This is a genomic window from Amycolatopsis sp. DSM 110486 (assembly GCF_019468465.1).
GTDB lineage: Bacteria > Actinomycetota > Actinomycetes > Mycobacteriales > Pseudonocardiaceae > Amycolatopsis.
In genome coordinates this window covers 4,611,958-4,637,407 of record NZ_CP080519.1, presented here as the reverse complement: position 1 = coordinate 4,637,407, position 25,450 = coordinate 4,611,958, and the positions used below count along the sequence as shown (strand labels likewise).

Genomic DNA, 25,450 nt, shown 5'->3' with positions numbered 1-25,450 from the left:
TTGACGCGAGCAGGAAGTATTCGGGATCGCCATCCGGCCGCAGGACGACCTCGGGCAGCTGCCGTTCGGCGGGCACGTAGTGGCCTCGCTGTTGAGGCGCAGGAGCAGGTCGCGGGTCGAGGTGGCGAGCAGCGCGGCGTCACCGCCTTGGCCGGGCGCCGGCTTCACGGTGATCCGCAGCAGCCGGTCGCGGTCGTTCTGTCCGGCGCTGGGGCAAGTGGCGGCGACGGTCGATGGCCGGCCAACGCCGGGTCTGATGTCAAGTGCCTTGCTCTGAGTTGTCCACAGCAGCCAGCGGGGGCCCCGACTTGTCCACAGATTCCGCGGTGGCCACTTTTCGGGGCCTGGTAACGATAAACTGGGACGGGGACGCCCCCCAGGAGGAGGGCGGGGGGCTGCCCTCGGCCCGGGCCGGCGCAGGCACCGTGAACACCGCCACCCTCAGCGGTCGTACTGCACGAGCGTCGGCATGCGGGGTTCGCCGAAGAGCTCGCGGGCAAGTGCCGGCCGTTCGGCGAGGAATCGCCGGGTCGACGCCGCTGTCGGGTTTCAGGCCCGGTTTCTTCGATGTGTCACTTGACGATGAGGCCGTGGGCGGCGGCGAACCCGATGGCTGTCTCGACGTCGACGTAGGCGCCGCGCAGGTCGGCCTGCACGAGGGCGTTGGCGTCGAGCCGGGTGCCGCGCAGGTCGGCGCCGGGGAGCTTGGCGCCGAGGAGGCGGGCGCCGGTGAGGTCGGAGTCGCGCAGGTCGGTGTCGGTGAGGTCGGCCTCGGTGAGGTTGGCCTCGCGCATGCGCAGGCCGGACAGGTGCAGCTTGCGCAGCCGGCCGCGGGCGAGGGAGACCAGGGACAGGTCGCACTCCGTGAGCGCGATGCCGAGGAATCGGCAGTCCACAAAGGATGAACCGAGCAGCGAGCACGACGACCACCGGCTGTCGGCGAGCACCGCGCGGTCGAACGTGCAGCTGCGGAAGGCCGAGGCGTCGTGGCGCGAGCCGGCGAGGTCAGTCTTGGTGAAGTCGCAGTTGTCGAACGTGCAGCCGCGCGTGCGCAGGTCACGCAGGTCGGCCTCGGTGAAGTCGCAGCCCGTGAACTGACGCTTTTCCCACCACTGCCCGGAAAGCACGGCGTCGCGGTAGTCCTCACCGGTCTCGATCACCTCGACAGGATGTCACACGGCTTCAGCGGGCCTGGCGCATGGCGCGGAACATGGCCCGCGCCGACGGTGGCGCGGGGAGCTCGTCGGTGGTCGCGGCCGTGTCGAACGACTCGATCATGTAGGCGAGGAAGCGGCGCCAGGTGTTCGGCGCGGTCTGGGCGGTCGCGGCGAGCACGCCGGCGTTGGCCATGAGCAGCATGATCAGGTCTTCGGCGACGAAATCGGGCCTGAGCCGGCCCGATTCCTGCGCTTTGCCGATGAGCCGGGCGAAGTTCTGGTATGCGCGGCGGCGCTGGGCCTCGAACGCCTTCGCCGTGGGGAACGAGAGCGTGAGCACATGGGTGAACCCCTGGTCCTCGGCCTGCATCGCGCAGAGCGTTTCGAGGTAGCCGCAGAAGCCGTGCCACGGGTCGGGGTCGGCGAGGGCGGTTTCGACGGATTCGGCGTAGATCGTCATCTTCTCGGTGAAGACGCCGGTGATCAGGTCTTCACGGGTGGGGAACCGGCGGTAGAGCGTGGCGATGCCCACGCCCGCCGCGTCGGCGACCTCGCGCAGCGGCACGCTCAGGCCGCGCTCGGCAAACAGCCGGTGCAGTCGCCGCTGCCGGTTTGGCTCGCCGTCGGAGGCAGCCCCGCGTCCGTGGTCCGCGCCGGGCGGCTCGGCCTGCAGTTCGCGCTCGGCATCCTCGGCGGGCAGGCGCCGCAGTTCGCCCCGCTGATCGACGTCCACCGCCGCGCGCTCACCCACTACGGCCACGCCCCGCAACCCGTGGCGATCACGCTGCACGGCTTCGTCGCCGACACTTCGCAGGCCGCGGCCGACCTCTACTACCCCGCCGACGCCTCGGTCATGAACCGCATCCTCGCCGAACGCGGCATCCCACCCACGACCCGCGCCGAGTTCACCGCGAAGACCACCCTCACCGGCGCCTACGCGGTGGGCTCGCCGGCGGCCGTGGCGGAGAAGATCCTTTACCAGCACGAGCTCTTCGGCCACGACCGCACGTTGCTGCAGCTGGGCATCGGCTCGGTCTCGCACCGGGATTTGCTGCGGGCCATCGAGTTGCTGGGTACAGAGGTGGCGCCGATCGTGCGCGCCGAGGTCGCCCGCCGGGGCTTTGTCGGGGTCACCGGAAGTCCCGCGACTTCGCCGTGATCCGCAAGGGCAGCGGCTCCAGCTTCTGAGCGCGCACGCTCGCCACGCCGTCCGCCTTCTCGACGACGCCGCGGACCAGCAGGGCGGTGCTGGAGCGCGCGACGCGGTGGAAGCGTTGCCAGAGGCCGAGGGTGCAGACGACGTTGACCATGCCCGTCTCGTCCTCGAGGTTGATGAAGGTGACGCCGCCGGCGGTGGCGGGGCGCTGGCGGTGCGTGACGGCGCCGCCGACGAGGACGCGGGCGCCGTCGGGCTGGTCGAGCAGGCGAGCGGCCGGGACGACGCCCAGGGTGTCGAGGTGGTCGCGCACGAACTCCGTCGGGTAGCTGTCCGGCGAGAGGCCCGTGGCCCACACGTCGGCGGCGGCGAGGTCGAGGTCGTCCATGCCGGGCAGCGTCGGGGCGTCGGCGCCGGGAGCCGTGCCCGGCAGCTTCTCCGGGCGGTCCTGCGCTACGGCGCCCGCGGACCACAGGGCCTGCCGGCGGTCGCCGCCGAAGCAGCTGAAGGCGCCGGCCGTAGCGAGGGCCTCCAGCTGTGGCGCAGTGAGCCGCACGCGGCGGGCGAGGTCGGACATGCTCGCGAACGGGACGCCCGACCGTTCGGCGACGATCTTCTCCGCCAGCTCGTCGCCGATCAGCCGCACGGTGCCGAGGCCGCCGCGGACCGCGCGCAGCTTTCCGTTGTCCGGCAACGGTTCCAGCGTCGCCTGGGGCAGGCTGAGATTGATGTCGGGGCCGAGCACCGTGACGCCATGGCGCCGCGCGTCGGCCACCAGCGACTGCGGCGAGTAGAACCCCATCGGCTGCGCGCGCAGCAGCCCCGCGCAGAACGCGTCCGGGTGGTAGTACTTGAAATACGCGCTCGCGAACACCAGGTACGCGAAGCTCAGCGCGTGGCTCTCCGGGAAACCGAAGTTCGCGAACGCCTTGAGCTTCAGGAAGATCTTCTCCGCGAGCTCCGGCTCCAGGCCGTTGGCTGCTGCGCCGTCGAGGAACCGCTGCCGCAGCAGCTCCATCTTCCGCTCGGAACGCTTGGACCCCATCGCGTGGCGCAGCTGGTCGGCCTCCGCCGCGGTGAAGTTCGCGACGTCGAGCGCGATCTGCATCAGCTGTTCCTGGAACAGCGGCACGCCTTTGGTCTTGTGCAACGCGTTTTCCAGCAGCGGGTGGTCGTACTCCCACTCCTCGCGCCCCTGCTTGCGCCGGATGTACGGGTGCACGGAGCCGCCCTGGATCGGCCCGGGGCGGATGAGCGCGACCTCCACGGCCAGGTCGTAGAACTCCTCCGGCCGCAGCCGCGGCAGCGTGGCCAGCTGCGCGCGGCTCTCCACCTGGAACACGCCGATCGCGTCGGCGCGGCAGAGCATCCGGTAGATGTTCTGGTCCTTCAGATCCAGTTCGGCCAGGTCGATCTTCTCGCCCTTGTACTCCTCGACGAGGTCGAGCATGTAGTGCAGCGCGGACAACATGCCCAGGCCCAGCAGGTCGAACTTCACCAGCCCGGCCGCGGCGCAGTCCTCCTTCTCCCACTGCACCACGCTGCGGTTCTCCATCCGCGCCCACTCGACCGGGCAGACCTGGCTCACCGGCTCCTGGCAGATCACCATGCCGCCGGAGTGGATCCCGAGGTGGCGCGGAAAGTCCTCGAGGGCGAACGCGAGCTGCACGACGTCGTCCGGAATATCGTGGTCGTGGTCCTTTTCGGTGCTGCGCAACGCTCCCCAGCGGTCGATCTGCTTGCTCCACGCGTCCTGCTGGCCGGGTGAGTAGCCGAGCGCGCGGGCGGCGTCGCGGATCGCGGAGCGGGCGCGGTAGGTGATCACGTTGGCTACCTGCGCGGTGTTGAGGCGGCCGTGCTTGGCGAAGACGTATTGGATGGCCTCTTCGCGGCGATCGGACTCGATGTCGAGGTCGATGTCGGGGTAACCGTCGCGGTCGGGGGCGAGGAAGCGTTCGAAGAGCAGCTTGTACTTCACCGGGTCGACCTTGGTGATGCCCAGCGCGTAGCAGACGGCGGAGTTCGCGGCCGAGCCCCGGCCCTGGCAGAGGATGGTGCTGTCGCGGCAAAAACGCACGATGTCCCAGACGATCAGGAAGTAGCCGGGGAAGCCGAGGTCTTCGATGATCTTCAGCTCGTGCTCGATCTGGGCGTACGCGGCGGCTTCGTCCTCCTTGCCGAGGTAACGCTCTTCGGCACCCTTCATCGTGAGGTGGCGCAGGTACGTCGTCTCGGTGTGGCCCTCCGGCACGTCGAACGGTGGCAGCTCGGGCGCGAGGAGCTCCAGCTTGAACGAGCATTCGACGCCGAGCAGCGCCGAGCGTTGGACTGCGCCGGGGTACCGCCGGAAACGCTCGGCCATTTCGGTGCCGGAGCGCAGGAAAGCGGCGCCGTCGCTGGGCAGCCAGCCTTCGAGGTCGTCGATGCCGCGGCGCGCGCGGATCGCGGCGACGGCGTCGGCGAAACGGCCGCGTTCGGGACGGGCGTAGTGCGCGGCGGTGGTGGCGACAGTGGGCAGGCCGAAGTCGTTCGCCAGCTCGGCGAGGAGGTCGTTGTGGGTGCTGTCGAGGGGCTGGCCGTGGTCGAAAAGCTCGACGTAGACGTTGTCGCGGCCGAAGAGCTCGACGAGTTTTCTCAGCTGCGTGGCCGCGGCGGCCGGGCCTTCGCCCAGCAGCGCTTGCCTGACGGAGCCTTTGCGGCAGCCGGTGAGCACGGCGCACTGGCCGGTGACCTCTTCTGCGACGGCGCGCAGGTCGTAGACGGGACGGCCTTTTTCGGCCCGCTCTTGCTCGCCGGCGGCGCCGACAGCGCAGTCGTAGCCGCGCAGCTGGCCGGCGGTGATGGCACGGCACAGGCTGCGGTAGCCGTCGTCGCCGCGCGCGAGCAGGAGCAGGTGCTGGCCTTCGGGGTCGGCGACGCCGTTCTGCGGGGCGGAGAGGCCGAAGCTCAGCTCGGTGCCGAACACCGTGGCAACGCCCAGCTCCTTCGCGGCTTCGGCGAAGCGGACGACGCCGTACATGCCGTCGTGGTCGGTGAGCGTGATGGCGTCGAGGCCGAGCCGCGCGGCCTCCTCCACGAGCTCCTCGGGGTGGCTGGCGCCGTCGAGGAAGCTGAAGTTGGAGTGGCAGTGCAGTTCGGCGTACGGCACGCGCGGCCCGGACTCGACCTCGCTGCGCGGCGGCGGCACGTCGGCGGGGCGGCGGTAGACGTCGCGTTTGCGGCCCCACGCCGGGCTGTCGCCGTGGTCGCCGGGCGGCACGTCGCCGTCGCCGGACAGGGCCCGCGCGAGGTCCTGCCAGGGGACGGGCGGGTTGTTCCAGCCCATCTAGTCGTTTTCGGGGGAACTGCGGGGCCCCGGGATGAGCGGGGGTTCCCGGCGCACGGAGGCGGTTTCGGTTTCGTCGTCCATCAGTCGTAGATTCCTTCCACTGTCCACACAGGATTTTCGGTGCCGGAGCACAGGACGAGCACGGCTTCGTCGGCGTCGTCTCCTCCGGCGGCGGCCAGGAGCAGCTGCAGGCGGGCCTGTTGCGGCGTGGCCGCGCGACGGCTGGCCGCGACGGGCCACGGGCCGGCCCAGTCGAGGACCATCCGCGGAGGGGCGCCCGCGACGCTCAGCCGGCACGGCGGCGCCGTGAGCTGCTTGCGGCTGGTGATGCCGACGGGCATGCCCTGCTCGTCGACGACCTTGACCGGCACGGGTTGTTCGAGCACCGTCGCGGGTGACGGCGCGGGCAGGCGGCCCGGCCACGTGGCGTCCGGCGGCGAGACGGGCTCGCGCGGGTCGCCCCACGGGATGAGGCGGACGCGGCCGGCGGGGTCGCGGCCGCCGTCGAGGATCGGGGTGACGACGCCTTCAGGGCCGAGCAGGCCCTGCACGCGGACGAAGGCGCGGGCGGCGCGTTCGGTGGTGAGCTCGTCGTCCTCACTGCGGTTGCCACCGTGCCAGAGGCCGAGCTGCAGGGACTTGCCCTCGACCGTTTCCTCCGGCTCCAGCCGCAGCCGCGCGACGCCCGAGGTGGGCCGGTTGCCCTTCAGCCAGCCCTCGAACTGCCACCGCACGCGGTCGGCGACCCCTTGGGGTGTCAGGGGTTCCGCGCAGCGCCAGACGCGGCCGAGCTGCTCGCCGCCCTCGGTGGTGGCGTAGATGCCGAGGCGCGTGCACGCCAGGCCGCGGTCGGCGAGAGCCGCGTGGAACCGCGCGCCGAGGTTCTTGGCGAGGAACGCCGCGACGTCGACGCGTTCCAGCACCGGGTCGAACTCCTCGGTGAGTGTGAGGTCGGCCGGCGGTTTGCGGCGCAGCGGAGGGCGCTCCGACAGCCCGCGCGCCAGCCGGTGGGCGAGCACGCCGTCGAGGGCGAAGCGGGACATCACGTCGCGTTCGGTCAGCTCCGCGAACGCCCCGAGTGTTTTGAGGCCCAGGCGTGTGAGCAGGTCGACGAGCTCCTTGCGCTCGACGTCGGGCTGGTCGAGCTCGGTGATGCGCAGGGGTGCGAGGAATTGTCTCGTTTCCCCGGGCGGCACGAACTCACCGTGCCGGGCCGCGATCGTGGCCCCGAACAGCCCCTCCGCCACCCCGACCTGGCACTCGACGCCCGCCACCGCGGCCACCTGGTCCAGCAGCTTCTCCGCGAGCGGATGCTCGCCGCCGAAGTAGCCCGCCGCGCCCGCCACGGGCACCGCGATCAGCCCCGGCCGCACCACCTCCAGCCCGACGACCAGCTCCTCCACGGCGCGCGCGACGTTCTCGAACAGCCGCGCGTCCCGCCCGTCGTCCACGCCGAACACGCCCAGCTCGGGACACTTCGACTCCGCCTCCCGCCGCCGCATCCCCCTCCGCACGCCGTTCTTGCGCGCCACCGCGGTACACGCCACGACGCGGTTGGCGAGGAACACCGCGGCCGGCTTGGTGAGCGGTGCGCCGGCCGCGGCCACCGCCGCGACGGCGGGCCAGTCGGGGCACCAGAGGACGAGCATCCGGGCGGGGAGGGTGGTGGTTCTGGGGGTTTCTTCGGTGATGGTCATCCGGCCACCTCGGGGTGTCTGATGTGGACGGATGTCACGCGAGTTCCGGCGGTCGCCGGAGAGGAAAGGACGTGCGAACCGGGCGCACGCCGGCGTAAAGCCGACCCACGCGGCACAACGACGAGCACGAAACCCGCGCAGGCGGCGCCACGGCCCCGGTCTGCCTTCGCACGACCATCCCGCACGAAGTCCGGAGCGAAACGATCTGAATCGCGTAGTCGCTGTCCCGGCGAAACGCAGACGGCAGTCATCCCACAGCCTCCTCGTCAAGCCGCTGCAGCGGAAGACCCACCGGAACCGCGAGCGGCTCCACCGGAAGCGCACGGCCGTCGGGGCCGGGCAAGGCGACGGAAACCGACCGGGGCCGAGCAGCGGAACCCCGCCCGCGAGCGTGGACCTCGGCGGTCCGGGAGCGCAGAAACCCCGCCCCAGAGCCGAGAAACCCCGTCCACTCGCCCGGGACGCAGTGGAGTTCCACGTCGGCCGCGGGCCAGGGGCCGAGGGTGAGCAGGACGGTGCCGCGGTGGCGGGCGCGGGCGGAAAGGCGCCGGGCGACCGCGGGGCGGACGGAGCGGGGCTCGGTGACCACCAGGTCGACGCCGTCGAGGAGGGCGGCGACCACGGACGGGTACTCGGCGCCCGGGCGGGGCACGAGGGCGAGGCGCGACACCTCGACGCCGTGCTCCGCCGCCGCGGCGATGCCCAGGGAGGGCACGCCGACCACCGCCGCCCACGACCCGGCGGCGGTGGCCTCGGCGAGCAGGGCGAGGAGCAACGACGGGGAGCGGTGGACCGCCACAGTGCTCCCGCGCCGGAGCCCCGCGTCGGGCAGCAGGCCGGCCAACGCCGGGGACACCGGGAGCACCCTTCCCGTCGTCCTGGCGTGCTCAGCCTGCTCCGCGACCCGGCTCGCCGTGCTCACGCCGGGCAGCGCAGCGAGCCGAGCCACGGGCTCCACCACTGCCGTCACCGCACACCCCTCCCCTCCACGCACACGCCGGCGCCCACCCTCACCGCAGGCCCAGGCCAGGGCCCCACAGGACGAGCACCGACGCACCGCGGGGAAGGCGGCCTTCGACACCCTGCATCGAACACCTGTTCGATGCCTCAAGTAGACCGGGATCCGGTAGCCGTGTCAAGCCGGGTCTGGGGTCGACGGACGATAGTTCGCACTTTCAGGTCGTTGTTGTCACGGTCGCCGGCGCCACGAGCCAGGCGACAGCCGAGCCAGACGGGAAACGCCGCCGCTCGTGCTCGGTAATGTCGGCGAGTGGACAGGACGAACCCAGCCGGCGAGGTCTCCTACAACCGGAGAGCCTTCGCTGAGGCGTACGTGCTCGCGCGGGCATCCGAAGACGATGCTTTCGGGGAGTATCAGCAGGAACAGTCGGCGTACAACACCGCACTACGCGCACACCGCCAGCGCGTGCTCGATGGACTACAGACGTTGTTCCAGCTCAGGCTGGACAGGGAATCGATCAGCTCCACACCCGGCGCGGCTCCGCTGTTCATGCTGTTCGCCAGCACCGCCGGCTCCTGCCTGGCATTGCGAACACCCTGGTCGAGCTACCGGGAAGCAGGCCTGTTGCACCGCAGGCTCGGCGAACTGGGCCCCGCGGGCGTTCGGATCATCGAGGCATCCGAGCTGATCACCCAGCTGACCGACCAGTCCCGCCAAGCCCACCTCGACCTCCTGGCGGAACTGCTCGGCGTGCTCCTCGGTGAGCGCGGCGACCTCGTGTTCACCTCGGCCGACCTGCTTGCCGCCGGCGTGGACGACACACCACCCGACAGCCGTGACTACCCGTGGGACTTCGAGAACGACTGAACGGCCGCACACAACCGTCCTAAGTAGAACCACAGAACCCGAAGCGCGACAACCACAACACGCTCGGTGTCCGCGATACACTGGGCCGAACGGGGCCACCGGTCCGTACCACGTCCGAGCGAAGCTGGTGGAGACAAGCATGAAACACCTCGCCCTGCGGCCGTTCGCCGAGGAAGATCTGCCGGTGCTCGATCGGTTCGCCGTGGAGCCTGACGTGATGGGCGCGTTCCAGTGGGCCGGGTTCGGCAGCGCGCAGGAGCGCCGGCGGCGGTTCGCCGAGGACGGGTTCGTGGGGGACGCGTCGACGGCCGTCGCGGTGACCGTGGACGGGGTGGTGGCCGGGATGGCGAGCTGGGAGGCCGCCGATCGGGGTGGGCCGGCGGGTGGCTGTTACGAGATCGGGGTGACGCTGCTGCCCGACCACCGCGGCCACGGCCTCGGCACGAAGGCCCACCGTCTTCTGGTCGAGCACCTGTTCCGTTTCACGCGCGCCCACCGGCTCGAGGCGTTCACCGACCGCGAGAACCTCGCCGAGCAGCGCGTGCTGGAGAAGGCGGGCTTCCACCGTGAGGGCCTGATGTGCCAGGTGACCTGGCGAGACGGCGCCTACCGTGACGAAGTCGTGTACGCGCGCCTTCGTGAATAAAAAGGGGCCGGCCCTCGAAAAGAGAGCCGGCCCCCAAGAAAACCTCAGTGCGCGAAGTGGCGCGTCCCCGTCAGGTACAGGGTGACGCCTGCCTTCTCGGCCGCCGCGATCACCTCGGCGTCGCGGATGGAGCCGCCGGGCTGCACGACGGCGCGCACGCCGGCCTCGAGCAGGACCTCGAGCCCATCCGGGAACGGGAAGAACGCGTCGGACGCGCCGACGGAACCCTTCGCCCGGTCGCCCGCACGCGCGACCGCGAGCCGCGACGAGTCGACGCGGTTGACCTGGCCCATGCCGACGCCGACGGTCGCGCCGTCGTGGGCCAGCAGGATCGCGTTGGACTTCACCGCACGCAGCGCACGCCACGCGAAGGCGAGGTCGGCCAGGGTCGCCGAGTCGGCCGGCGTGCCCGTGGCGAGCTGCCAGTTGGCGGGGTCGTCGCCGGGCGCGTCGATCGCGTCGACGGTCTGCACGAGCACGCCGCCGGAGATCGGCCGCAGCTCGACGGGCGCCGGGTTCTCGATCACGGGCAGCTTCAGCAGCCGCACGTTCTTCTTGCGCTGCAGGATCTCCAGCGCCTCCGGCTCGAAGTCGGGCGCCAGCACGACCTCGGTGAACACCTCGGCGATCTGCTCCGCCGCGTCCACGGTCACCGGCCGGTTCGTGGCGATCACGCCGCCGTAGGCCGAAACCGGGTCGCACGCGTGGGCCTTGCGGTGCGCCTCGGCGATGTCCACGCCCACCGCGATGCCGCACGGGTTGGCGTGCTTGATGATCGCGACGGCGGGGTCGGCGAAGTCGAACGCGGCGCGGCGAGCGGCGTCGGTGTCAACGTAGTTGTTGTACGACATGGCCTTGCCGTGCAGCTGCTCCGCGTGCGCGAGGCCCGGCTGCGAACTCTGGTACAGCGCGGCCTTCTGGTGCGGGTTCTCGCCGTAGCGCAGCACGTCGGCGCGGTCCCAGGTGGCGCCCAGGAAGTCGGGGAAACCGGAGTCGTCAGCGGGCGCGTACACGTTGGCGAACCACGAAGCGACAGCCGCGTCGTACGCCGCCGTGTGCGCGTACGCCTGCGCCGCGAGCCGCTTGCGATCGACGAGCTCGAAGCCGCCCGCCGTGACCTGCTCCAGCACCCACGCGTAACGCGCCGGATCCACGACCACCGCGACGCTGCCGTGGTTCTTCGCGGCCGCGCGCACCATCGCCGGGCCGCCGATGTCGATGTTCTCCACGCAGTCCTCGGGGCTCGCGCCCGACGCCACCGTCTGCGTGAACGGGTACAGGTTCACCACGAGCAGGTCGAACGCCGCGATCTCGAGCTTCCGCAGCTGCTCGACGTGGTCGGGGTTGTCCTGGTCGGCCAGCAGGCCTGCGTGCACGCGCGGGTGCAGCGTCTTCACGCGGCCGTCGAGCGACTCGGGGAACCCGGTCACCTGCTCCACCGGCGTGACGGGGACCCCGGCGTTCGCGATCACCTTCGCGGTACCGCCGGTCGACACGATCTCCACGCCCGCAGCGTGCAGACCGGTCGCGAGCTCGAGCAGGCCGGCCTTGTCCGAGACGCCGATCAGCGCGCGCCGGACCGGGCGTCGTCCCTCTGGAGTGCTCACGAAAACCTCACCTTTCGTCCGTCCACGGTGCAGCCACCACGGCCGAGTCGCTCGATCGTTTCAACCAGCAGCCTGCGTTCCACGGCCTTGATCCGCTCGTGCAGGACGTCTTCGGTGTCGTCGGCCTCCACGACCACCGCCTCCTGGGCGATGACGGGGCCGGTGTCCACGCCCGCGTCGACGAAGTGCACGGTCGACCCGGTCACCTTCACGCCGGCCGCCAGCGCGTCGGCGACCGCGTGCATCCCCGGGAACGACGGCAGCAAGGCCGGGTGCGTGTTGATCACCCGGTTCGCAAAGCGCGACAGGAACTGCGCGCCGAGGATCTTCATGAACCCCGCCGACACCACCAGGTCGGGCTCGTACGCGGCCACGGCGTCGGTGAGCGCCTTGTCCCACGCGTCGCGGTCGGGGTGGTCGGCGACGCGGACGGTGAACGACGGCACGCTCACGCGCTCGGCCCGCGCCAGCGCCTCGATGCCCGTGCGGTCGGCGCCCACGGCCACGACCCGCGCCGGAAAGGCGGGGCGGGCAACGGCGTCGAGCACCGCCTGCAGCAGCGTGCCCGAACCGGATGCGAGCACGACGATCTTCACCGGGGTCGGCAGGTCCAAGCGGCTGGCCAGAACGGGCTCCTTGCACGGTGGCGGCGCACCTCAGGCGCACCACGCTTCACCAGGTCACCCCAACCCTAACGGTCGCGCTCGCGGCCCTCGTCCTCACCGGAGCCGTCGGTGGACTCGGTCACAGCTCCGCGCCCGTCGGAGGCCCGGTCCGGGCCGGCTTCCGGCTGGTCGAGCGCGACGTCTTCGGGCAGCTCGAGGCCCAGTTCGGCCTCGGCTTCGGCGTCGTACTCGTCATAGTCGGGCTCGGGCTGCCGGGGCTGGGGAGCGGTTCCGGGCCCCGGTTCCGGCTCGGTGAACTCGGTGTCGGACGCGTCGGTGTCGAGCTCTTCCGGGTCGACGTCGGCCGGCGCCGCTTCGGGATCGAGTTCGTCGGGATCGACCTCGTCGACGTCTTCCTCGCCCGGTTCGTCCGTGTCCTCTTCGGACTCGTCGGAATCTTCGGCCAGGTCTTCGTCAGCCAGGTCCTCTTCGTCGGTGAACTCGCCGGCGTCCTCGACCTCCAGCGTGTCCGGCGGCGCGGCCGGCGCGTGCTCACCGGCGAAGAACGCCACGAACCCACCCGGGATCACGATCCAGCAGAACGCCACGATCGACGCCACCCCGACCGGCACGCTCACCGGGTCGAACGGGCCGTCGGCGAGGCGCCCGCCCGCGAGCGTCCCCAGCACCACGCAGCCGAACCCGACCACGGCACCCGCGACGGCGACGATCCGGATCCGGCCGGCCGGGTCGTCGTCCGCGTGGCGCACCGACCAGCCGACCAGCGCGCCGACGGCCGCCGGCAGCACCAGCAGCACGGGCCACCACGCGGCGGTGTGCTCGGGGATGCCGCCGAGCAGCGGCACCGCGGGCACGGAGCCACCGCGGTAGCCGACGAGGCTGACGTCGAGCGAGCCGATCGTGAAACCGGGTCCGCTGACGAACGACAGCGCCGCCACCACGGCGTTGGGCAGGTAAGCCACCGAAAGCAGGAACAGCCCGAAGCTGTTGCCGAACGAGGGCTCGAACAGATCGTCCACAGTGGACACCGACACCACCGTGGCGACGGTGAACACGATCGCGCCCACCGCCAGCAGCGCCGCGAGCCCCAGCGCGCCCGCGCGCAGGCCGCGCACGGCCGACGGGTCGAGCCGTTCGGCTACCGCCGCGGGCAGGCCGCAGCGACGCACCGCGCCGCCCGTGGCCGCCAGCACGGCGAACACGCCGGGCACCACGAACGCCAGCAGCGGGTTCACCCGCACCGGCGCGCTGAGCGAGAGCAGTCCGATCAGAAGGCCGAACAACGCGTGCGCGGCGCCGATCACGGAGATCAGGGGAACGGCCTGCCGCAGCGTCGTGCAGCCGAGCCGCAGCGCGGCGCCGGACGCGGTGCGCGCCACGAGCAGCACGGCGCCGATCGTCGGCAGCAGCGGCAGCACACCCAGCGGGTGGCCGCCGATGCCGAGCTGCACCTGGAACCCCGCGAGCCAGCCGGGGCCGGCCGAGAGCAGCACGCCGGCGGCGGAGAACGCGGTGCGTTCGGCGGTCAGCGCGACGAGCGCGACCAGCGTCGCGACCACGGCGTACTCCGTGATCAGCGGGCCGAAGGCGGTGGTGAGCAACACCCGCACCCGGGTGGCCGGAGCGACCTGGGCGTCGAGTTCGACGGTGTCGCCCACCGGCTCGCCGCCCGGCGGGCGTTGAGAACTGGTGAGCTGCTGCATGCTTCGCACCTTGACACCCGTGCTGGACCGTCCGGGTGAGGCACGCCGCCCGCCCCGGGCGTGGCGAAGCTAACCCACCCGGTCGGGGGCACCCGGACAACAAAAAACACCCGCTGTGACACGGAGAGTCACAGCGGGTGTTTTCACGAGGTGACAAGCGCCTCAACGCGGCATTGGGTGCGCCCAACGCACCGAACGCCACGTTGGGGCGGTCGGGCCGGGCACCGGGTCAGCCCTGCTGGCCGAAGCCGCCCGGCGGCGTGCCCGGGGGCTTGCCCTGCTCTCCCTGCGGCTGCTGGAAGAACTGGCCCTGCTGCGGCGCGTACGTGGTCGCCTGCTGGCCCGGCGGCGTCGCGCCCGGCTGCTGCGGGAACTGGCCCGGCTGCTGCTGCGGCTGGTAGGGCCCCGCCTGGCCGTACTGCTGGTAGTGCGGCACCGCGGGCTTGGGCGCCGGCGGCTTGAGCACGCCGTACTCCATCAGCAGCGCGGCCACCGCGACCAGCATCTGCACGATGCCGAGGATCAGCACCACCGTGACGATGCCCGGCGTGCTCTGCTCGGCCACCACCGTGTCGAGCGTCCCGAGCGCGCCGACCACGCTGAACAGCGCGGCGAACGGAAGCACGCGCGGCGCCTTCGGCAGCGCGTGCAGCGCCGCGAGCAGGCCACCGGTGAGCAGGAAGATCGTGTCCTGGCCGACGTCACCCGCCTCGTCGGAGAAGCCGATGAAGTACTGGACGACGCCCAGCACGGTCACCACGAGCGCGAGGACGAGTGGGAGGTTCTGCGGCAGCACCGGCCCGGCCGAGGACGGCGGTCCCTGCTGCGGCTGCTGTTGCGGGAACCCGCCCGACGGGGGCGGTCCCTGAGGGGGCTGCTGCTGGCCACCGCCCTGCTGGGGGTAGCCAGGCCCGCCGCTGGGGAAGGTCATCGGAAGCTCTCCTGTCGTTCGCCGGCAACTCCGGGGGAAGGTGGCACCCGGACGAATCACGTGACGGCCGCGTCGCCGAACGCTAGCGCATCCGAGGGTCCCCCGTCCGGGCCGTTGGACGCACGGGATGCCCGATCGGTTGCGGCCGGAAACGCCGCGGGCCGGGCACCCATACTGGTGCCCGGCCCGTGTGACCCGCGTTCAGGCAGGTCAGAGGCTGTTGTACAGCTCGCGCGCGAGGATGGCGGTCTCGCTCGGGGTCTTGCCGACCTTTACGCCGGCAGCCTCGAGGGCCTCCTTCTTCGCGGCCGCCGTGCCGGAGGAACCGGACACGATGGCACCCGCGTGACCCATCGTCTTACCCTCGGGGGCGGTGAAGCCCGCGACATAGCCGACGACCGGCTTGGTCACGTTCTCCTTGATGAATGCCGCGGCCCGCTCCTCGGCGTCGCCACCGATTTCACCGATCATCACGATGACCTTGGTGTCGGCGTCCTTCTCGAACGCCTCGAGGGCGTCGATGTGGGTGGTGCCGATGATGGGGTCACCGCCGATGCCGACGGCGGTGGAGAAGCCGATGTCACGCAGCTCGTACATCATCTGGTAGGTCAGCGTGCCGGACTTCGAGACGAGGCCGATGTGGCCCGGGCCCGAGATGTCGGCGGGGATGATGCCGGCGTTGGACTTGCCGGGGCTGATCACGCCCGGGCAGTTCGGGCCGATGATGCGGGTCTTGTTGCCCTTGGCGACGGCGTGGGCCCAGAAGTAGGCCGAGTCGTGCACCGGGATGCCCTCGGTGATCACCACGGCGAGCGGGATCTCGGCGTCGACGGCCTCGAGCACCGCGTCCTTGGCGAACTTCGGCGGCACGAAGATGACCGACACGTCGGCGCCGGTCTCCTTGATCGCCTCTTCGACGGTGCCGAAGACCTTGAGGTCCTTGCCCTCGATGCTCACGGTCTGGCCGGCCTTGCGGGCGTTGACGCCACCCACGATGTTCGTGCCGGACTTCAGCATCTTGGTCGCGTGCTTCATGCCCTCGGAGCCGGTGAGCCCCTGCACGATGACCTTGCTGTTCTCGTTAAGGAAGATCGACATCTCACGCACCTGCCGCGGCGAGCTCGGCAGCCTTGTCGGCCGCGTTGTCCATTGTGTCCACCACGGTGACGAGCGGGTGGTTCGCGTCGGCCAGGATCTGGCGACCCTCGACGACGTTGTTGCCGTCCAGGCGGACGACCAGCGGCTTGGTGGCCTCGTCGCCAAGGATCTTCAGGGCCTCGACGATGCCGTTGGCGACCGCGTCGCACGCGGTGATGCCGCCGAAGACGTTGACGAAGACGCTCTTCACGTCGGTGTCGTTGAGGATGACGTCCAGACCGGCCGCCATGACCTCCGCCGACGCGCCGCCGCCGATGTCGAGGAAGTTCGCCGGCTTCACGCCGCCGTGCTTCTCACCCGCGTACGCCACCACGTCCAAAGTGGACATGACGAGCCCGGCGCCGTTGCCGATGATGCCGACCTGGCCCTCGAGCTTGACGTAGTTGAGGTTCTTGGCCTTGGCCTTCGCCTCGAGGGGGTTCTCGGCGTCCTTGTCGACCAGGGCCTCGTGCCCGGCCTGGCGGAAGGAAGCGTTCTCGTCCAGGGTGACCTTGCCGTCGAGGGCGATGATCTTGTCCTGGGGGTCGCGCACCAGCGGGTTGACCTCGACGAGGGTGGCGTCCTCGGAGACGAAGGTCTCCCAGAGCTTCACGACCACGTCGGCGGCCTCGTCGATGATGTCGGCCGGGAAGTTGCCGGCCTTCAGGATCTCGAGCGCCTTCGCCTTGTCGACACCGGCGATCGAGTCGACCGGGATCTTCGCGAGCGCCTCGGGGCGCTCCACCGCGAGCTGCTCGATCTCCATGCCGCCCTCGGAGGACGCCATCGCCAGGAACGTGCGGTTCGCGCGGTCCAGCAGGAAGGAGAAGTAGTACTCGGACGCGATGTCCGACGCTTCCGCCACGAGCACGCGGCGCGTGATGTGGCCCTTGATGTCGAGGCCCAGGATGGCTTCCGCCTTCTCCTTGGCCTCGTCCGGCGTCTGGGCCAGCTTGACGCCACCGGCCTTGCCGCGTCCGCCGACCTTCACCTGCGCCTTGACGACGACCTGGGTGCCGATCTGCTCCGCGGCGGCCTTGGCTTCTTCGGGGGTGTTTGCCACCGAGCCCGGCAGAACCGGTACTCCGTGGGCGGCGAAGAGATCCCTCGCCTGGTACTCGTAGAGGTCCACTACTCCAGTCTCCTGACGACACGCCACTGTGGTGGTCCGTTACCGAACCGCGCTGTCGGACCAGTCGAGGTTAGCGACCAGCGCAGGAGCAGGGGACTCCGCACCTGGTGAAGTCGGTCACCGTGCGCGGTCAGGGGGTGTGAGTCCGCCCACCGGGGCCGTTTTTTCGCCCCCGGCGGCGGCCGTCGCGGCGGCTGTTGCCGTGACGACGATCGCGGCGAGGCCGAACCAGAACCCGAGCGCGGGCGTCCGTCCGGCGATCCCGACGAGCGGCAGCTGTGCCACGTGGACAGCCAGCACGAGCACCGCCCCGGTGAGCGCGGCCGCGGCGGCGCCGGGCCGTGAGCGGACGCTCAGCGCGAGCACGCCGAGGACGACCAGCAGCGCGGTGAGCAGTCCCCACGACGGAGTGTCGAAATCGGACCAGAGCCCGGGCGACGGGTAGTCGGGCGCGGTGAACACCGGCGTGCCGAAGGCGAGGACGGACAGGATCGCGGCCGCGGCGACGGGCAGCAGCACCCGGGGGCGCGGACCTTCGGTGCCTTCGTCGTCGCGCTCGACGACGCCGGTGATGGCGGCCGCTAGCGCAGTGAGCCCGGCAAGGCCGAGCGCGATCGCGGTGAACACGGCGCCGGCGCCGAGGTGGTAGCTGATGGTGCCGCCGAGACCGTCGAGCCCCGTCAGCCCGGTCGCTTGCGACGCGGTGATCGCGGTGCTGAGCACGGCCGTGCCGGCGAGGACGACGCCGGCCCAGAGGACGGCGAGGATACCGCGGGCGGTTTTGAACGCGAACAGGAACGGCGCCGGCAGGGCGACGAGGATCGCGGCCGTGAGCAGGAGCCAGCGGGCGGGGCTCTGGGTCGCGGTGGCCGTGTCGAGTTGCGGGGCGAGCGCGCCCACGACTCCGACGACTGCCGTCAGCAAGGCGAGCAGTGCCGTGGCGGTGCGCCACAGCGTGAGGCTCGGAACGCGTGCTTCGCCGGCCAGATCGGTGCGTTCGACCTGGGCGAGTTGCGGCGTCGCGAGGGGCGCGAGAACGAGCACCACCAGCATCGCCACGACGGCGACGACCGGACCCCACGCGAGATGCAGCCCGCCCACCGCCAGCCCGCCGACCAACGGCGGCAGCGCCACGGCGAACGTCGCCGCGGCCGCGCCGCCCAGCGTCCCGCGCGCCACGCCGTCGGACGCCGCGCCGAATCCGAGCACGACGGCGAGCAGCAGCGCACCCGCGATGACGACGTAGCCGGTGAGCGCCAGACCGGGACCTTCGAACGCCGAGTACGCCGGGAAGAACGGGTTGTCCGAGATGACGGGCGCCATCAACAGCCCGACGCCCGCGGCGATGGTGAGCAGCGGCACGACCAGCCGCCACCGCCGTCGTCCGCCGTCGTCGCCCGCGACCTCGTTGAGCTGCCGCGCCACCTGCCCGGCCGCGATCCCGGCGGCGATCGTGAGGACGTGGCCGGCGAGAAGCAGCCAGAACCCCGCGCCGACCGCACTGCGGTCCAGCAGGCGGTCGGGGAGGTACAGCTCGGGGCGGACGGTTTTGGAGCCGTTGGCGAAGAACTGCAGGTCAAGGAGGAGGCGGCCGGGAGCGAGGGCGGCCAGGCCCGCGGTGAGGCCGGCGGCCAGGCCGTGCCTGCCGCTGTAGGCCGCCGCGGCGACGATGCCCGCGGGGACCAGCGCGAGGAGGGCGAGGAGGGGCCAGGCGAGGTAGCCCGGGTTCGCGTCGGGTGAGACGGGGAGGATCGCGCCGGCCGTCAGGGCGAGGGCGCCGATGCTGAGGAGCGCGACGGCGGTTTTGAGCTGCGGTGAGGGGGCGCGGTCGGTGTATTCGAGGTCGAAGTGCGCGGTGGGGGCCCGGTCCGGTTCGGTGGTCGTGGCGCTGCCGGGGTTGGTGCGGGTCACGCCACCACTGACTGCTGCGCTCTCCTTGTCACGACTGCCATGGCTGCCTTGACTCGCAGCCCCGGCTCCGCTCCCGGCACTCGCCTCACGATCGATCGTGCCGAGTTCATCGCGCGCGCTGCCGCGCTCTCGCTGCCGCCCGGTGTGGGTGCCGCCGGTCGCGATGCTCGGCTCGCCGGCACGGACCTCGCCGCGCACCGGGCTCTGCCCTCGGCCCGCGCCTCGGTCGCTACTGGCCGAGGTCCCTGTCTCGCCGGGGGCGGCAGCCGGCTCGTCGCCACTCGACTCGCCGCTGCGGGCGCTCCTGGTCGAGGTCGCCGTCTCGCCGCGGGCGGCGGGTGGCTGGTCGCCGGCATCGGCGGGAGCCGTGCCGTTCGCGGGGGCGTTGCCATTCGCGCGGGACGAGACGCCGCCGGTGGCATCGCGGTCGGCCGCGGCGCCGGGGCTGTCGACGGGCCGGCGGCCGCTCGTGCGGCGCTCACGGCGGGTCTCGGCGCGGGCGCGCTCGCGGGCGGCGGCCTTGCGCTCGGCGAGGCTGGGCCGTCGAGCGCCGGCGGGCGGCCTGGGGCTGTCCGGGTCGGAGCCGGAACGGGCCGGGGAGGAGTCCCCGTCGTGGGGTCCTTCGGACGAAGTCATCGGACGCGACGCTAGCAAGTCGGACACCGCGCGGCCCCCGCAGTGCGACCGCGGCGGGGCGGTTTGCAAGACGAGGGCCGGCATGGGCGCTGGTGGAGCAGGTGCCAGCCGCGAGCGGGAGGTGCGCCAGCGGCAACGGCACGCGGCGGTCGAGTGGCCGGGCCGACGAACAGCGGCCTGGCCGCTGCGGCAGCGCGGCGGCCGAGTGGCCCGGTCAGTGGAGAACCGGCATGCGGGCACCGGCCGGCAGCCTGCAGGAAGCAAGCACTTGACCTCCGCTCGGCCACTGCGAGCAAGTCGGCACGGTCGCAGCCCGAAACAAGCGCAGCTCGCGGGCGGAAGGCCGCGAGCGCTGAGGCGAGCCGGAGCGAGGCCCCGCACGCGTCGCCATTCGCAGGTCGGCGGCCGGCAAGAAGCGGACAGCGCTGGAGAACCCAGACGTTGAGCGGGTCGCGAACGGCAGCGGGCGGCGGCGGGGCACGGCTTCGCGGGGTCGCAACCGGTGGCGGCGCAGCGTCGGCCCGCGTCGGCGGGTTGATCGGTCAACCGGGTGATCACCCGAGGAGACGAGTGACCGGCGCCACATGCGCGGGCGTGGATTTCCTTCAACACGGGACCGCAAACGTTTATTTCAACGGTGGGGCCGTTCGGTGGGGTGCAAGGGGGGCCGTTTGGGGGTGCGAATGCCCGAAAGTCTTGTAACGGAGATCACACCGATTGGAGTAGTTTCGGGTTAACTTTGGGTAATCCCTACAGCTAGCAGCGTGATGGGGACCGCCCGTTCGGCCGAAACGGCGAGGGCACCTTGCTCACAACGGTTCCCCTTCGTTACTGTCCCACGGTCCCCATTACAGTCAGGTCACGAAGCGCAACGCCGAGCCAACCACCCCCGAGGTCGGCTCAACGGGATCCCCCGCCCGTAGTCACGCGACGACCCGGCTCCCCGACGATGGAAGGCCCTGTCTTGGCTTCACACCGCTCCCCCGGCGGCCAAGCCCCTTCCCCGGCGCTGAAGGACGCACTGGACGGTGCGGTCATCCGCGTGCGGGGTTCGCACCGCATCGCCCCGCCGTCCTCCGCCCTGCGTGGGCGGGTCGTGGTCGCAGCTGTCGCGGCCGGCGCGTTCGCCGCCGCCGCCGCGGGCCAAACCCTCAAGACCGTGACGACCGACTCCGACACCGCCGTCGCCCCGCTCGCCAACGCCCAGGACGCGAGCGCCTCGTTCACCCTCGGCAGCGCGGGTTCAGGGGGAGCCCCCGAGCTGCTGCCCGCCGGCCACTCGATGGACGCCTCCGCCGAGGCCGCCCGCATGGCCGACAGCCTGAAGGTCACCGAAGCCCGCGAGAAGGCCGAAGCCGCGGCCGCTCAGAAGGCCAAGGAAGAAGCCGAGCGCCCCAAGACCTGCCTGCCGGCCCACGGCACGTTCACCTCGGGCTTCGGCGCCCGCTGGGGCAGCAGCCACCTCGGCATCGACATCGCGAACTCGATCGGCACCCCGATCTACGCCGCCTCCGACGGCACCGTCATCCAGGCCGGCCCCGCCAGCGGCTTCGGCCTCTGGGTCCGCGTCCAGCTCGACGACGGCACCATCCAGGTCTACGGCCACATGAACAGCTTCTCCGTCCACGAAGGCCAGAAGGTCAAGTGCGGCGAGCAGATCGCCGAAATCGGCAACCGCGGCGAGAGCACCGGCCCGCACCTGCACTTCGAGGTCTGGCAGAACGGCACGAAGAAGATCGACCCGCGCCCGTGGCTCGCCGCTCGCGGCATCGTCGTCTGAGTTTCGGCTGGCGCTCCTTACTGTTCTTCGGTTTCGACTCTGTTTTCGGTTTCGACTCTGTTCTTCAGTTTCAATACTGTTCCACTCGGCCACGGTCAGCGCCCCCCGCGCTCTCCGTGGTCGTGTGCGTTTCGCAAGCCGTTCCACGCACTGCCCGAAGAAGCGGCTACGGCGCCCACGCATCCTCTCGACCGCCGGAGACAGCTCTAGCGCTCCCCGGTGGGTGAGCGGCGGATGAAGTACGCGACAGCGACCTGCCAGACCGTGCAGAGGCTTGCCGGGCGGCGGCGGAGGGGCCAGCGGCCCAGGCGGCCCGCGCCGCACGTTTGGCAGTGGCCGTCGGGGCCGAGGTCGTGGTGGCGGAGCAGGGCGCGCCACGCAGCGGCCAAGCGGTGAGCTTCCCCCGAAGCACACCCGGAGCCGGGTTCCGCATAGTCGGCCGAACCGAGCTCCGCCGAGCCGCACCCTGAGCCGGCAGAACCGCCGGAAACCCCCGAGGGGCCCAGAACTCCCCGTAAATAGTCCTGTACCCCCGCGGCCAGGACCCCAAACAAGATCGCGTCCACACCCTCATGCTCCCTCCCGAGGCGGCCGGCGAACGAGCACCAGCCTACCCCATTCATTCGAACTTGTGTTCGACTGGAGGGAGCCTAACCGAGGGGTCCGACAAAAATCAGAGCTTCACCATCGGCACGCTGCCGATCAGCATGAGGCGGACCTTGCCGGACGCGCCGAAGTCGATGGTGGCCGTGGCGCGGGGGCCGACGCCGTCGCAGGAGATGACGGTGCCGAGGCCGTACTTGTCGTGGCTGACGCGGTCGCCGACGTCGAGCTTGAGGGCAACCGTGTCCTTCCAGCCCTTGCCGAACGGCGAAGACGACGTCGTCGTAGTCGACGAAGTGGACCGCCGGCCCCACGTCGTGGCCGCGCGCGGGCCCGAGGACGATGAGCCCGAGGACGACCCGAAGTTGCCGAAGCCAGGCGAAGACGGCTCCAGCCGGCGCCAGTCGACCAAGTCGGGCGGCAGCTCGTCGAGGAAGCGCGAAGCGGGGTTCATCTGCGGCTGGCCCCACGCCGAACGCACGAGCGCGCGCGAGACGTACAACCGTTGCCGCGCACGCGTGATGGCCACGTACGCGAGCCGGCGCTCCTCCGCGAGCTCCGTCGGGTCGCCAAGGGCGCGCATGTGCGGGAAGACGCCGTCTTCCCAGCCCGTGCAGAACACCACCGGGTACTCGAGGCCCTTCGCGGTGTGCACGGTCATCAGCGTGACGACCCCCGCGCCGCCGTCGCCCTCGTCGCCGCCGTCGGGCGACGGGATCGAGTCGGCGTCGGCGACCAGGGACACGCGCTCCAGGAACGCGGGAAGCGAACCGGGCGCGGGCACGCCGTCGTCGAGCACCAGCTCGGCGTTCTCGTCCTGCTGGACCTCGGCGGTGAACTCCGCGAACTCGCGCGCCACCGTGACGAGCTCCGTGAGGTTCTCCACGCGGGAGGCGTCCTGCGGGTCGTCCGACTCCTCGAGCTCCGCGCGGTACCCCGTGCGCTCCAGCACGGCCTCCAGCAGGTCGTGCACCTCGGAACCCGACGCCGCGAGGTCACCCAGGTCGTCGAGCAGCGACACGAACCCGGTGATCGCCTTGGCGGAGCGCGGGTTCAGCAGCGCCACCTTGCCCTCGACGGCATCGCGCAACGCGGCCGCGAAGGTGATGCGCTCGCGCTCCGCGTGCGTGGCCACCACGGCCTCGGCACGGTCACCGATGCCGCGCTTGGGCACGTTCAGGATGCGGCGCAAGGAAACCGTGTCGTCCGGGTTCGACAGCACACGCAGATACGCGAGCATGTCGCGCACCTCGCGCCGTTCGTAGAACCGCACGCCGCCGACGACCTTGTACGGCAGGCCGAGCCGGATGAAGATTTCCTCGAACACCCGCGACTGGTTGTTGGTGCGGTAGAAGACGGCGACGTCGGAGTAATCCGCCTCGCCCTTCTCCGCCAACGCGTCGATCTCGCCCGCGACGAACGCGGCCTCGTCGTGGTCGTTGTCCGACACGTAGCCGACGATCTTCTCGCCGTCGCCCGAATCCGTCCACAGCCGCTTCGCGCGCCGGTTGGGGTTGCGCTCGATCACGGCGTTGGCCGCCGACAGGATCGTCTGTGTGGAGCGGTAGTTCTGCTCCAGGAGGATGGTGTGCGCGTTGGGGAAGTCGCGCTCGAACTCCTCGATGTTGCGGATCGTCGCGCCGCGGAAGGCGTAGATCGACTGGTCCGCGTCACCCACCACGACCAGCTCGGCTGGGTCGATCCCGGTGTCCGTCGCTTCGGTGCCTGCCAGCACACGCACCAGCGTGTACTGCGCGTGGTTCGTGTCCTGGTACTCGTCGACGAGGATGTGGCGGAACCGGCGGCGGTAGTACTCCGCGACGTCCGGGAACGCCTGCAGCAGCGAGACCGTGCGCATGATCAGGTCGTCGAAGTCGAACGCGTTGGCCGCCTCGAGCCGGCGCTGGTACTCGACGTAGACCTCGGCGACGCGGCGCTCCAGGTCGTTGGCGGCGTTCGCCACGGCCGCGTCGGGGTCCGTCAGCTCGTTCTTGAGGTTCGAGATGTGCACCGCGAGCGTGCGCGCGGCGTACTTCTTCGGGTCGATGTCGAGGTCGCGCGCGACGAGCGTGATGAGGCGCTTGGTGTCGTCCGAGTCGTAGATGGAGAAGCTCGACGACATGTCCAGCGTCTTCGCCTCGCGGCGCAGGATCCGCACGCACATCGAGTGGAACGTGGACACCCACATCGCGTTGGCCCGGCGGCCGACGAGCGACGCGACGCGCTCACGCATCTCGGCCGCGGCTTTGTTGGTGAACGTGATCGCCATGATCTCGCCGGGGTGCACCCCCCGCTCCGCCAACAGGTACGCGATGCGGCGCGTGAGCACGCGGGTCTTGCCCGACCCCGCGCCGGCGACGACGAGCAGCGGCCCGCCGGCGTGCATGACCGCTTCGCGCTGCGCGGGATTGAGGTCCTCGAGCAGCTCGGCGGCGGCCTTCCGGGCAGGCGCGGGCTTTTCTGCGGGGAGATCGAAGAGGGTGTCCATCGCCTGTCCACGCTACCCCTGGGGTACGACAGGTTCGTCAGAGGCAACTGCGCCTGTCGACGTACGCCGCGGTGTCGCCTCCCGTCCGACGCGCCGGGGCGTTCGCGCGCGGAGCATCGAACGGTATGGACGACAAGATCCCCGCCCGGTTGAGGGCATCCGACAGCGACCGAGAACGCGTCGCCACGACCATCCAGTCCGCCGGTTCCGAAGGCCGGCTCACGCTCGAGGAGGTGGAGGAACGACTCGGCACGGTCTACGCGACGCGCTACGTCGACGAGCTCGGCGCGCTCACCACCGACCTGCCCCGCCCCGAAGTCGCGCGACGGCCGGGATCCGGCTGGCCGCTCACCCGCGCCGCGTTGCGCGAGCACCCGGCGCTGCGGATCCACGCCGCGATCGTCGTGGCGCTGGCGGTGCTGCTGATCGTGCGGTGGGCGGTGCTGGGCGTCGGGTTCTTCTGGCCGGCGATGCCGTTGTTCTGGCTGTTCGTCACCCTCGTGGTGCACGCGCGGGTGCGGAGTTTCCGGCGGCGCGGTGAAACTCCTGTGCCATACTGACCGCATGCGGCACAGTAGTGAGCGATTTTTCTACGGGACCCGGACTCCGGCTCCCGTGATCGCGTAGTGCCCCACCCGCCATCACCCGCAGCCCCGGAGTCCACGGACCCGGGGCTTTCGCCGTCCCAGGGGCCACTGGGAGTCCGGACTTCAGAGAGGTCCCGATGAACGCGCAGACTCAGAACGCCGACGGACAGCCCGCCGAGAACACCGCCGCCGGCGAGGACATCTCCTCGCTGCGCAAGGAGATCGACTGGCTCGACGCCGAAATCCTGCGGCTGGTCAAACGTCGCGTGGAGGTGTCGCAGACGATCGGCGCGGCCCGCATGGCCGCCGGCGGCACGAGGATCGTCTACAACCGCGAGATGGACGTGCTCGCGCGCTACCGCGAGCTGGGTCCGGAAGGCCGCCAGCTCGCGATGGCGCTGCTCAACCTGGGCCGCGGCCGCCTCGGCCGATGAACTTCCGGCCACATCGGGGACTTCCCCGATCCGCCGGTCCGCAAAAACGGGCAGACTGGACCC

20 protein-coding genes are annotated in these 25,450 nt (G+C 71.2%); 6 read left to right on the top strand and 14 right to left on the bottom strand.

Annotated features, from left to right (window positions below; genetic code table 11):
- Positions 1-572: 572 nt before the first annotated feature.
- Positions 573-1,160 carry a pentapeptide repeat-containing protein gene (locus K1T34_RS22600; protein WP_220246190.1) on the bottom strand — a complete coding sequence of 196 codons (588 nt, stop codon included), beginning with the start codon at positions 1,158-1,160 and terminating at the stop codon, positions 573-575.
- Between the two features lie 22 nt (positions 1,161-1,182).
- Positions 1,183-1,746, bottom strand: a complete 564-nt coding sequence (locus K1T34_RS22595; RefSeq protein WP_255638782.1) for a TetR/AcrR family transcriptional regulator — start codon at positions 1,744-1,746, stop codon at positions 1,183-1,185.
- A 3-nt stretch (positions 1,747-1,749) separates the two neighbouring features.
- Here K1T34_RS22595 and K1T34_RS22590 point away from each other — a divergent pair, with 3 nt between their 5' ends.
- Positions 1,750-2,316, top strand: a complete 567-nt coding sequence (locus K1T34_RS22590; RefSeq protein WP_220246188.1) for an LLM class flavin-dependent oxidoreductase — start codon at positions 1,750-1,752, stop codon at positions 2,314-2,316.
- On the opposite strand, the gene K1T34_RS22585 is transcribed toward K1T34_RS22590, so the two are convergent.
- From K1T34_RS22585 to K1T34_RS22575, 3 genes are all read right to left on the bottom strand, one after another.
- Complete coding sequence (locus K1T34_RS22585; protein ID WP_220246187.1) at positions 2,288-5,638, bottom strand: error-prone DNA polymerase; 3,351 nt, start codon at positions 5,636-5,638, stop codon at positions 2,288-2,290. The genes K1T34_RS22590 and K1T34_RS22585 overlap by 29 nt on opposite strands.
- Before the next feature lie 83 nt (positions 5,639-5,721).
- A complete protein-coding gene (locus tag K1T34_RS22580) occupies positions 5,722-7,290 on the bottom strand; it encodes a DNA polymerase Y family protein (protein WP_220247355.1) in 1,569 nt (522 codons plus the stop codon).
- 295 nt (positions 7,291-7,585) lie between these two features.
- Positions 7,586-8,308 carry a hypothetical protein gene (locus K1T34_RS22575; RefSeq protein ID WP_255638647.1) on the bottom strand — a complete coding sequence of 241 codons (723 nt, stop codon included), beginning with the start codon at positions 8,306-8,308 and terminating at the stop codon, positions 7,586-7,588.
- Positions 8,309-8,608: 300 nt separating this feature from the next.
- Here K1T34_RS22575 and K1T34_RS22570 point away from each other — a divergent pair, with 300 nt between their 5' ends.
- Both K1T34_RS22570 and K1T34_RS22565 read left to right on the top strand, forming a co-directional pair.
- Positions 8,609-9,166, top strand: a complete 558-nt coding sequence (locus tag K1T34_RS22570; RefSeq protein ID WP_220246186.1) for a hypothetical protein — start codon at positions 8,609-8,611, stop codon at positions 9,164-9,166.
- A 139-nt stretch (positions 9,167-9,305) separates the two neighbouring features.
- Positions 9,306-9,812, top strand: coding sequence for a GNAT family N-acetyltransferase (locus K1T34_RS22565; protein ID WP_220246185.1), 507 nt, complete (start codon positions 9,306-9,308; stop codon positions 9,810-9,812).
- A gap of 44 nt (positions 9,813-9,856) precedes the next feature.
- On the opposite strand, the gene purH is transcribed toward K1T34_RS22565, so the two are convergent.
- From purH to K1T34_RS22530, 7 genes are all read right to left on the bottom strand, one after another.
- Positions 9,857-11,419 carry a bifunctional phosphoribosylaminoimidazolecarboxamide formyltransferase/IMP cyclohydrolase gene (purH, locus tag K1T34_RS22560; protein ID WP_220246184.1) on the bottom strand — a complete coding sequence of 521 codons (1,563 nt, stop codon included), beginning with the start codon at positions 11,417-11,419 and terminating at the stop codon, positions 9,857-9,859.
- A complete protein-coding gene (gene purN / locus K1T34_RS22555) occupies positions 11,416-12,033 on the bottom strand; it encodes a phosphoribosylglycinamide formyltransferase (protein WP_220246183.1) in 618 nt (205 codons plus the stop codon). The genes purH and purN overlap by 4 nt, the downstream gene beginning before the upstream one ends.
- Positions 12,034-12,110: 77 nt before the next feature.
- Complete coding sequence (locus K1T34_RS22550; protein ID WP_220246182.1) at positions 12,111-13,748, bottom strand: DUF6350 family protein; 1,638 nt, start codon at positions 13,746-13,748, stop codon at positions 12,111-12,113.
- A 229-nt stretch (positions 13,749-13,977) separates the two neighbouring features.
- Positions 13,978-14,679, bottom strand: a complete 702-nt coding sequence (locus K1T34_RS22545; protein ID WP_220246181.1) for a DUF5336 domain-containing protein — start codon at positions 14,677-14,679, stop codon at positions 13,978-13,980.
- 210 nt (positions 14,680-14,889) lie between these two features.
- Positions 14,890-15,777, bottom strand: coding sequence for a succinate--CoA ligase subunit alpha (gene sucD, locus K1T34_RS22540; protein ID WP_220246180.1), 888 nt, complete (start codon positions 15,775-15,777; stop codon positions 14,890-14,892).
- Position 15,778: 1 nt separating this feature from the next.
- Positions 15,779-16,948, bottom strand: coding sequence for an ADP-forming succinate--CoA ligase subunit beta (gene sucC, locus K1T34_RS22535; protein ID WP_220246179.1), 1,170 nt, complete (start codon positions 16,946-16,948; stop codon positions 15,779-15,781).
- Between the two features lie 117 nt (positions 16,949-17,065).
- Positions 17,066-19,495, bottom strand: coding sequence for a hypothetical protein (locus tag K1T34_RS22530; RefSeq protein WP_255638889.1), 2,430 nt, complete (start codon positions 19,493-19,495; stop codon positions 17,066-17,068).
- A 1,096-nt stretch (positions 19,496-20,591) separates the two neighbouring features.
- Between K1T34_RS22530 and K1T34_RS22525 the strand changes: the two genes are divergently transcribed.
- Positions 20,592-21,275 (top strand): M23 family metallopeptidase, encoded by a 684-nt coding sequence (locus tag K1T34_RS22525; RefSeq protein ID WP_220247353.1) that lies wholly within the window; start codon positions 20,592-20,594, stop codon positions 21,273-21,275.
- Positions 21,276-21,481: 206 nt separating this feature from the next.
- Here K1T34_RS22525 and K1T34_RS22520 read toward each other — a convergent pair whose 3' ends face one another.
- Together K1T34_RS22520 and pcrA are read right to left on the bottom strand one after the other, a co-directional pair.
- A complete protein-coding gene (locus tag K1T34_RS22520; protein ID WP_220246178.1) occupies positions 21,482-21,664 on the bottom strand; it encodes a hypothetical protein in 183 nt (60 codons plus the stop codon).
- Positions 21,665-21,948: 284 nt separating this feature from the next.
- On the bottom strand, positions 21,949-24,366 hold the full coding sequence (pcrA, locus tag K1T34_RS22515; protein ID WP_220246177.1) for a DNA helicase PcrA: 2,418 nt from the start codon (positions 24,364-24,366) through the stop codon (positions 21,949-21,951).
- Positions 24,367-24,491: 125 nt separating this feature from the next.
- Here pcrA and K1T34_RS22510 point away from each other — a divergent pair, with 125 nt between their 5' ends.
- Together K1T34_RS22510 and K1T34_RS22505 are read left to right on the top strand one after the other, a co-directional pair.
- Positions 24,492-24,926 carry a DUF1707 domain-containing protein gene (locus K1T34_RS22510; RefSeq protein ID WP_220246176.1) on the top strand — a complete coding sequence of 145 codons (435 nt, stop codon included), beginning with the start codon at positions 24,492-24,494 and terminating at the stop codon, positions 24,924-24,926.
- A 164-nt stretch (positions 24,927-25,090) separates the two neighbouring features.
- Entirely contained in the window at positions 25,091-25,387 is a 297-nt protein-coding gene (locus K1T34_RS22505; protein WP_220246175.1) for a chorismate mutase, read from the top strand.
- Positions 25,388-25,450 lie beyond the last annotated feature (63 nt).

Bases quoted from the DNA above. Each gene is read 5' to 3' on its own strand.
- K1T34_RS22580 (WP_220247355.1), bottom strand. From the start codon at position 7,290: ATGCTCGTCCTCTGGTGCCCCGACTGGCCCGCCGTCGCGGCGGTGGCC.
- K1T34_RS22505 (WP_220246175.1), top strand. From the start codon at position 25,091: ATGAACGCGCAGACTCAGAACGCCGACGGACAGCCCGCCGAGAACACC.
- K1T34_RS22585 (WP_220246187.1), bottom strand. From the start codon at position 5,638: ATGGGCTGGAACAACCCGCCCGTCCCCTGGCAGGACCTCGCGCGGGCC.
- pcrA (WP_220246177.1), bottom strand. From the start codon at position 24,366: ATGGACACCCTCTTCGATCTCCCCGCAGAAAAGCCCGCGCCTGCCCGG.
- sucD (WP_220246180.1), bottom strand. From the start codon at position 15,777: ATGTCGATCTTCCTTAACGAGAACAGCAAGGTCATCGTGCAGGGGCTC.
- K1T34_RS22545 (WP_220246181.1), bottom strand. From the start codon at position 14,679: ATGACCTTCCCCAGCGGCGGGCCTGGCTACCCCCAGCAGGGCGGTGGC.
- K1T34_RS22550 (WP_220246182.1), bottom strand. From the start codon at position 13,748: ATGCAGCAGCTCACCAGTTCTCAACGCCCGCCGGGCGGCGAGCCGGTG.
- K1T34_RS22565 (WP_220246185.1), top strand. From the start codon at position 9,306: ATGAAACACCTCGCCCTGCGGCCGTTCGCCGAGGAAGATCTGCCGGTG.
- K1T34_RS22530 (WP_255638889.1), bottom strand. From the start codon at position 19,495: ATGACTTCGTCCGAAGGACCCCACGACGGGGACTCCTCCCCGGCCCGT.
- K1T34_RS22510 (WP_220246176.1), top strand. From the start codon at position 24,492: ATGGACGACAAGATCCCCGCCCGGTTGAGGGCATCCGACAGCGACCGA.